This window comes from Halalkalibacter flavus (genome assembly GCF_036663575.1).
Lineage (GTDB): Bacteria > Bacillota > Bacilli > Bacillales > Bacillaceae_D > Halalkalibacter > Halalkalibacter flavus.
This window is the reverse complement of record NZ_JAWRVK010000081.1, coordinates 1-7,474: the sequence shown is the minus strand read 5'-3', so window position 1 is coordinate 7,474 and position 7,474 is coordinate 1. Positions and strand designations below refer to the sequence as shown.

Here is a 7,474-nt window from a genome sequence, read left to right as displayed (position 1 = left end):
GAAACTACACTTGGGGATCATTCTTTTTCATATATTTGATGGTGCCGCAGCGCGGCATGAGGGTCTACCATGAAAATGGTTTCTTCAAAAATAAAAAAAGACAATACTAAAAAAGACCCTGCTCAATCGTTAAAAAAAAGAGGAGAGCGTTAATTAATAAGTCTATGGATTAGGATTGACTGGATTAAGGTCAGTATCAGTATTGCCACTTCCTAACCATCTTCATTCTCTGTGGTGAAGCAATGATTTTATGCTGCATGGATGGCTAACGGATGAGATAGCGTAAGAGCTATTTAACTAACAAAGTGGATTTTCAGAATAACCCACCTCATAAAGACATATCTATCTCAAATAAAGGTAAAATCTAATTAAGAGGTGGTTTTTAAAGGAAGAGGTCGAGAATGATTGGTTTATGCTCTCTATTTATAAAAGGAGATGATCGAAAATAAAAGCGGCAGTATGTAATAAGTATGGTTCACCTGATGTCTTTGAACTAAAAGATGTGAAAAAACCTATTCCAAAGGACAATGAATTGTTAGTTAGAGTTTATGCAACGTCTGTAAAATACGGAGATATTTTGGGTCGAAATTTTAAGGAGATCACCCCTCGTAAATTCAACATGCCATTTCTTTTCTGGTTTTTTGCAAAAATATTTTTTGGATTCCGAAAACCAAAGATAACAATACTGGGAAGTGAATTTGCAGGGAAAATTGAATCTGTAGGAAAAAATGTCGAATCATTTAAACTAGGAGATCAGGTTTTTGGATATATGGGACAAAGTATGGGTGCTTATGCGGAGTATATATGTATATCAGAAAAAGGGATATTGGCAACAAAACCAGCGAATATGACATATGAGGAAGCCACTGTTGTCCCTTATGGGGCAATAATGGCGTTGAATTTACTTCGAAAAGTAAAAGTGCATAGTGGACAAAAAGTACTCATTATTGGTGCATCTGGGGGGATTGGTTCAGCTGCGTTACAAATTGCCAAATACTTTGGAGCAGAAGTTACTGGAGTTTGCAGTACCCCAAGATTAGAATTAATAAAATTTCTGGGGGCTGATAAGGTTATTGATTACACTAAAGAGGATTTTACCAAAAACGGTGAAACTTATGATCTTATTTTTGACGTTTTAGGCAAGAGTTCGCTTTCAGTTTGTAAAGGCTCTTTAAAGGAGAATGGACATTACCTTTTAGCCAGCTTTAAGCTAAAACAGCTTTCTCTAATGCTCTGGACTACCATTTTTAGCAGTAAGAGAGTGATCTGTGCTTTGGCACGTGAAAAGACTGAAGATTTAATTTTCGTCAAAGAGCTAATTGAGAAGGGTAAGGTAAAGTCGGTCATTGATAGATCCTATCCTTTAGAACAGACTGCTGAGGCACATAGGTATGTAGAATCAGGACAAAAAAAGGGAGATGTTGTAATAACTATTTAATCTCTGGTACATGCAATAATAACCTACAATAAAGTAATCTATGTTATTCGATGTTCAGATTGTGAAAGAATATACTTAAAGTAACGGGAGCGTTTCTGCATTAGTAGCAGGAACGCTTATTGACTAACGAAGCAGTTTAGTGAAGTAGCAAAAAGTAATATAATTTGTAAAACAGATAATCGGGTGGTAAAGGAGCATTATCCCGTGAAAAGAGAAGATAGAAGAAAGCGATTAGAGCATCTAATCCAAGAAAGAAAGAAACAGAAAGAAAAATTGCAAAGAGAAAAACAAATTACTGAGATGTTAGAATTGTTTCCCGAAGAAAGTGATGTGGAAATCTTAGATGAGGTCGAAAGTGACAAGATTGAAAGCAATATGACAGATTGTTTTCCAATTGCATCTTGGGGAAGAATTGATTGGGAAAAGGTAGACAATAAAATTATTTTTACTACAGAAGATATATTAAATATCCCTACTGTTCTATTGAATAAATCTTTGGATATAACAGTTCCTGTTTACCTTATTGTTGGTGAATATAAATACCCAGTTGTAAAGACCACTTTATTTACAATACTGGACTGTATTGAGGATGTTATGTATGTGGGTCCAGACCAATGGATTTATTGTCCTTCACTAAGATATGTAGTTGAAATTAACCATGATGATATAGTTAGCATAGGTTGGATATGATTTGTTACTGAACTAACGAATGCGATAGCAGAACAGGGCTGTCGCTTCTAACAAGGAAGGAAAATATATGGTTTCTATATCCTGAATAGATTCTGTTGACCTCCATTGGATTAATGAAGTAACAGACCAAGGAAGGACTTGCTCAAAAACTCAAAATTTCGTATCAAGCAGTTTCTAAGTGGGAAAATGAACAAGCTATGCCTGATATTACATTACTTCCAGAGATTTCCAAAGTTTTAGAGGTAAGTGTAGATAAATTGTTAGGATATATATCATACGACAAACGAGTTACTATTTACGAAGAAGAATATGCAACACAAGAATATTATTGGGGTTTAAAGCCTAATAAAGATTGCTATAAGGTTCTTGAACTTATGCCACCTACTAAACATCTGAAATTGTTAGACATAGGCTGTGGCGAAGGGAAAGATGCAGTATTTTTTGCAAAAAATGGTTATGATGTAACGGCATTTGATATTTCAGATGCAGGGATTGAAAAAACAAAGAGATTTGCAGATATGGCCAGAGTTAATGTGAAAGTTTTTAAGGATGATATTACAGATTTTAGGTTAAATACACAATTTGATATCTTGTTTTCAAGTGGCGTATTACATTACATTACATTAATCCCAAATTCCGTAGAGAAATATTTGATAATTATAAGAGTTACACAAACAAAGACGGTATGCACTTTTTTAATGTATTTGTTCAAAAACCTTTTATAGCACCGCCACCTGAAAATGAACCAAACGCATATGAATGGAAGTCTAGAGAGTTACTATCTCATTACCAAGATTGGTTAATAGAGAGCTGTCCTGAAGTCGCTTTTCTGAAATAAGGAAAGCGTCTTTCTTCATGTAAAGGACCATTTAACGGAGCAACACCTTACTGTACTTACACGAGCAAAGACATATTGAACAAATAAAAGATATAAAGTTGCTGAATCTTATGGTTGATAGGTATTTGTAAAGAGTTTCACTTAAAATAAGGGGTGTAATAGTTGAGGAACTGTTGTGCATTTACATGAAACGAGTTTTACCGTTGAACTGAATGAAAGTTTATCCCTTCATATGTAAGCTTTAGAAATAGAAAAGAAACAAATTGAACAATCAATAAAATCTATTAAAAGAGTTATTAAGTTAGTTGAGGAAGAAGGAGAAGTGGATAGACCGTATTATTTCATGGTATGCATACGTAAGATATGCATATTCAAGAATTAGAAAATACAGCACCTTCACCATTTACAGAAGATGAACAAAAATGACTCAATCTAGCAATCGAATATTATATGAAGCAAGTAGAGCAAAATATTATGGAATAAACTTAACTATCGGGAGCGATAGCGGAATAGAGCTGACAGCTTCTAGTGCTAACGAAGCAGTTACTAGAATAAAAGGATAGGTAAAGCAGATATTCTCACTGCTCTCCTATCCTAATTCTTTTACCCTTTATAATGTGTGACATTTTATTAATTGACTATTTATTACAGTGTGTAAGAGGCTTTATTTTAATTTAAAAGTTTAGCTTTAACATTACCCTGTAAATACCTCTCCATCTGGGTAACGGATGCTTGATTTTTGAGCTCTCGCTAATGAGAAAGCCAATGTTAATGGCCCGATTCGTCCAATAAACATTAAAATAATAATAATTTGTTTTCCTAAAGGAGATAATTCTCCTGTTAACCCCATCGATAACCCAACGGTACCAAATGCAGAAAAAGCTTCAAAGACAATCATAATAAATGGAGCATTTTCTGTAACAGACAGAGCTAGGATGGTAAGGAATACAGCAAACAAACTAATCACAACAATTGCTAATGAGCGGATGATCATTTGAAGTCTAATTGTGCGTTCAAACGCTACAGCATCATTTTTTCCTCTTAGGAATGTGATAACAGCCAGGACAATAACAATAAATGTTGTCAACTTGATTCCACTGCCTGTGGAAGCACTTCCTGCTCCTATGAACATTAGCAGTAGTAAAAAGACAATTGATCCAGAAGTCATGCTGCCAATATCTATTGAATTAAATCCAGCCGTTCTAGGTGTAACTGCTTGAAAATAAGAAGCCCAAAGCTTATCCGTGAGATCTAGGGTACCTAAAGTAGCCGGGTTGGCGTATTCTAGTGTGAAAAGCAACATCATAGCTACAACATTTATGACTAATGTACCAACTAACATTAATTTCGAATGTAAGGATAGTCGATGAAACTCTTTTGTATGCCATAAGTCAGACAAAACAGTAAAACCAATCCCGCCTGTAATAAATAGTAATGTAATAATAATGTTTACAGCAGGGTCTCCAACGTATCCCATTAAGCTATCAGACCAGAGCGAAAATCCAGCGTTATTAAATGCAGAAATTGCATGAAAAATACTTGTATAGATGCCAAAAGCCCAACCGTACTCTGGAACCCAACGAATGGAGAGTAATATAACAGCAATCAATTCCATTAAAACAGCGAAAATAAATAAAATCTTTACGAGACGTATGACGCCACCAATGGAAGTTTGATTTAAAGCTTCCTGTACTAACATTCGTTCTTTTAACCCAATTTTTTTTCCTAATACGACGACAATTAATACTGCAAACGTCATTAATCCTAATCCACCAATTTGAATTAGTATCATAATCACTACTTGTCCAAATACCGTAAAAGCTGTCCCCGTGTCTACAACTACAAGACCTGTAACGGTTGTGGCGGATGTTGCAGTAAATAATGCATCGATCCAGGCAATTGGCTTTGTTGTTGCAAAAGGAAGTTTTAATAAAAGTGTCCCAATCACAATAGCAAGAAAAAAGCTAAGAGCCAACGTTTGAGGAGGGGATAAGTGAAGTCGCTTATGTAAAATACCTTTTTTAGGAAAGGACATGGTCACATACCTTCTTCCTCAAACCGTTTTAAATCTCTTTTGTGTCCAATTACGATAAGGACATCATTTACATAAATCATATCATCTGGCAGAGGAGATACATTAATCTCTTCTCCGTGTTTTACGGCCAAGATTGTACAACCAAACCTAGCACGAACATCTAAATCAATAATCGATCGGTGATGCACTTTGTTTGTTGCTAATAATTCAACAATGCTATATTCATTAGATAGCTCAATATAATCAACAATCTTTTCTGAGGTTAAATGTTGGGCAATCCTGATACCCATATCATGTTCAGGGTGAATAATTCGATCGGCACCTATCTTCTCTAGTACCTTATGATGATAGGCATTCTGTGCTTTAACCCATACGTTCTCAACTTCCATTTCTTTGAGGACAAGCGTAGTCAATATACTTGATTGAATATTATCCCCGATTGCGACGATCACGTACTCAAAGTTCCGAATGCCTAGAGATTGCAATGCCTTTTCATCAGTCGAGTCCGCAATAACAGAATGGGTAGAGTGTTGGGCAAACTCAGTTACCTTTTGTTCTCTATTATCAATTGCTAATACTTGGTGCCCCATTCTATAGAGCTCTTTACAAACACTTCCTCCGAATCGGCCTAAGCCAATAACGGCAAATTGTTTCTTCTTATCTGCCATTTTTCTCCACCTCTTTTTTGCAAAATAAAATAGACCATCACTAAGAATGGTCCAACACAGACCCTTCTCTCCAAATAAAACGCTGACGAGGTTAGCTGTCGGATTAGGGACTGAGAGTATCCCCTCTTACTAAAGTAAGATTCACCCCAAGATGGAAAAATATCCATCAAAGTTGGTTCCCCCGCTCAAAAAGATTAAGCGACTAAAAGGTAAATTATTAAATTTACTAATAGAGAATTTACTCCTGTTTTATTAGATTGTCAATACATTTTGTGGAAATTTTAAAGCCTTAATTTATCTGGCTTCCATTATTTTGTCATATGATTCTTTACTGCATATAACGTAAAGCTCAGCATCATTAGGAATGCTTTCGCCTAATTTCGATAGAATGTTAAAATCATCTCGATCTGAAATCAAATTTGCTCCTAGTTTTTTTAAAGCCTCAAAAGCATCATTATACGTTTTCCAGACTTGATTATTCTTGATTTTACGAATGTCTACGCCGCTTCGCCTGCTTAGAAGTTCCATAATTAACTTACTTGATCCTTTATCTACTGCAGCTTTTGCCATTAGGTCGGATAAAGCTTCATCGGCTATGATAAACTCATCAACATTAGCATGTTCAAAATTTGAAATATGCTTTTCCTTGAGAATCTCCACAATGGTATAGATTTCTTTTTTCATCTGCACGGCATAGCTTTCAATTGTCGACACAGTCAATAGTGATTGCCCATCAGCAGCGACAGTATTATATTCATTATCTCCAGTAAATATTAATACAGCTTTTGCATCGAGTACATTGGCCTTTTCCAAAGTTTCTTTATCAGTTGCATCACCTTGTATATATGTAAACCTTACGCGCTCTAAAGGAGCTTTCGGTAGGGTGTCGATAAGAAGTATATTAGCTTGATCATCAATTTCAAAGATTTCATTCATAGTATGTTTTGCTTTATTGGACCAGCCGATGATCACATAGTGACCCCTTCCTTTATAATTCAATTTCCCTTCCTCCTTCATTTTTCGTAACACACCAAAGCTTGCTACAATTTTGCCAATCACAATACCGATTAAGCCTATTCCAAAAAAGTATAAAAATAATCCAAAAATCTTGCCTATTGTTGTATCTGGAACAAAATCACCATATCCTGTCGTTGTCACAGTAGTCATAACATACCAAAAACCAATAAAGGGATTCGGAAACATTTCAGGTTCTAACCAGTGAATAATAAATGAGCTACTAATTAGAAAGATAACTGATATCAGTAAAAGGGTTAACTTTCTAATGTTGACCGTAATTTTCATTAATTCAAATATCATTAACATTTAAAAACCTCCTTTATTAATAAGATTTCCAATGTTAATGACGTTATAAGTGATCAAATTAAAAAATTACGGTTAGAGGGTAAAGTTACAATTGTAAGTTTACTAGAGTAAATTTGCAATTGTGACTATAGCGCATATACTTATTACCGAGCCTGGTATAGAAGGCATCAGAGCTTTGTACCATGACATGACAGTAAAGGGCTTGTACAATGTTGTAAAAGACTCTTGGACTTATTAGGTTATATGTAGCGAAGATATACTCGGTACAACAACTAAGAAAAGAAGTAAGTGAAGCGTTGGATAAATTAAATAATTTGTTGAAAACACCTTAAATTTTGTTCAACGAATGGAGTGCGAATGCTGAACAGGGGGATTTGCCTTTTCTTGTTGCAGTAAGGAAGCAGAATATGATGCTAGTATAGTTTCATGGACACAACTTAGTTAAGTTTCTATAGATTTGTTACACTATATAGAAGAAAGGT

General features: G+C 35.1%; 6 protein-coding genes and 1 riboswitch. Of the genes, 3 read left to right on the top strand and 3 right to left on the bottom strand.

What is annotated here, in order from left to right:
* Window positions 1-445 precede the first annotated feature (445 nt).
* The 3 genes from SAY88_RS24175 to SAY88_RS24165 all read left to right on the top strand — a co-directional run bounded on the left by SAY88_RS24175 (window position 446) and on the right by SAY88_RS24165 (window position 2,853).
* A complete protein-coding gene (locus SAY88_RS24175; protein WP_332634979.1) occupies window positions 446-1,438 on the top strand; it encodes an NAD(P)-dependent alcohol dehydrogenase in 993 nt (330 codons plus the stop codon).
* 204 nt (window positions 1,439-1,642) lie between these two features.
* Window positions 1,643-2,128, top strand: coding sequence for a CDI toxin immunity protein (locus tag SAY88_RS24170; protein WP_332634976.1), 486 nt, complete (start codon window positions 1,643-1,645; stop codon window positions 2,126-2,128).
* A gap of 155 nt (window positions 2,129-2,283) precedes the next feature.
* Window positions 2,284-2,853, top strand: coding sequence for a class I SAM-dependent methyltransferase (locus SAY88_RS24165; protein ID WP_332634978.1), 570 nt, complete (start codon window positions 2,284-2,286; stop codon window positions 2,851-2,853).
* Between the two features lie 807 nt (window positions 2,854-3,660).
* Here the strand turns inward: SAY88_RS24165 and SAY88_RS24160 are convergent.
* The 3 genes from SAY88_RS24160 to SAY88_RS24150 all read right to left on the bottom strand — a co-directional run bounded on the left by SAY88_RS24160 (window position 3,661) and on the right by SAY88_RS24150 (window position 6,992).
* Window positions 3,661-5,001, bottom strand: a complete 1,341-nt coding sequence (locus SAY88_RS24160; protein ID WP_332634974.1) for a TrkH family potassium uptake protein — start codon at window positions 4,999-5,001, stop codon at window positions 3,661-3,663.
* A gap of 2 nt (window positions 5,002-5,003) precedes the next feature.
* Window positions 5,004-5,669 (bottom strand): potassium channel family protein, encoded by a 666-nt coding sequence (locus SAY88_RS24155; RefSeq protein WP_332634972.1) that lies wholly within the window; start codon window positions 5,667-5,669, stop codon window positions 5,004-5,006.
* Between the two features lie 64 nt (window positions 5,670-5,733).
* A riboswitch (cyclic di-AMP (ydaO/yuaA leader) is annotated at window positions 5,734-5,880 on the bottom strand.
* Between the two features lie 83 nt (window positions 5,881-5,963).
* Window positions 5,964-6,992, bottom strand: a complete 1,029-nt coding sequence (locus SAY88_RS24150) for a potassium channel family protein (protein ID WP_332634970.1) — start codon at window positions 6,990-6,992, stop codon at window positions 5,964-5,966.
* Window positions 6,993-7,474 lie beyond the last annotated feature (482 nt).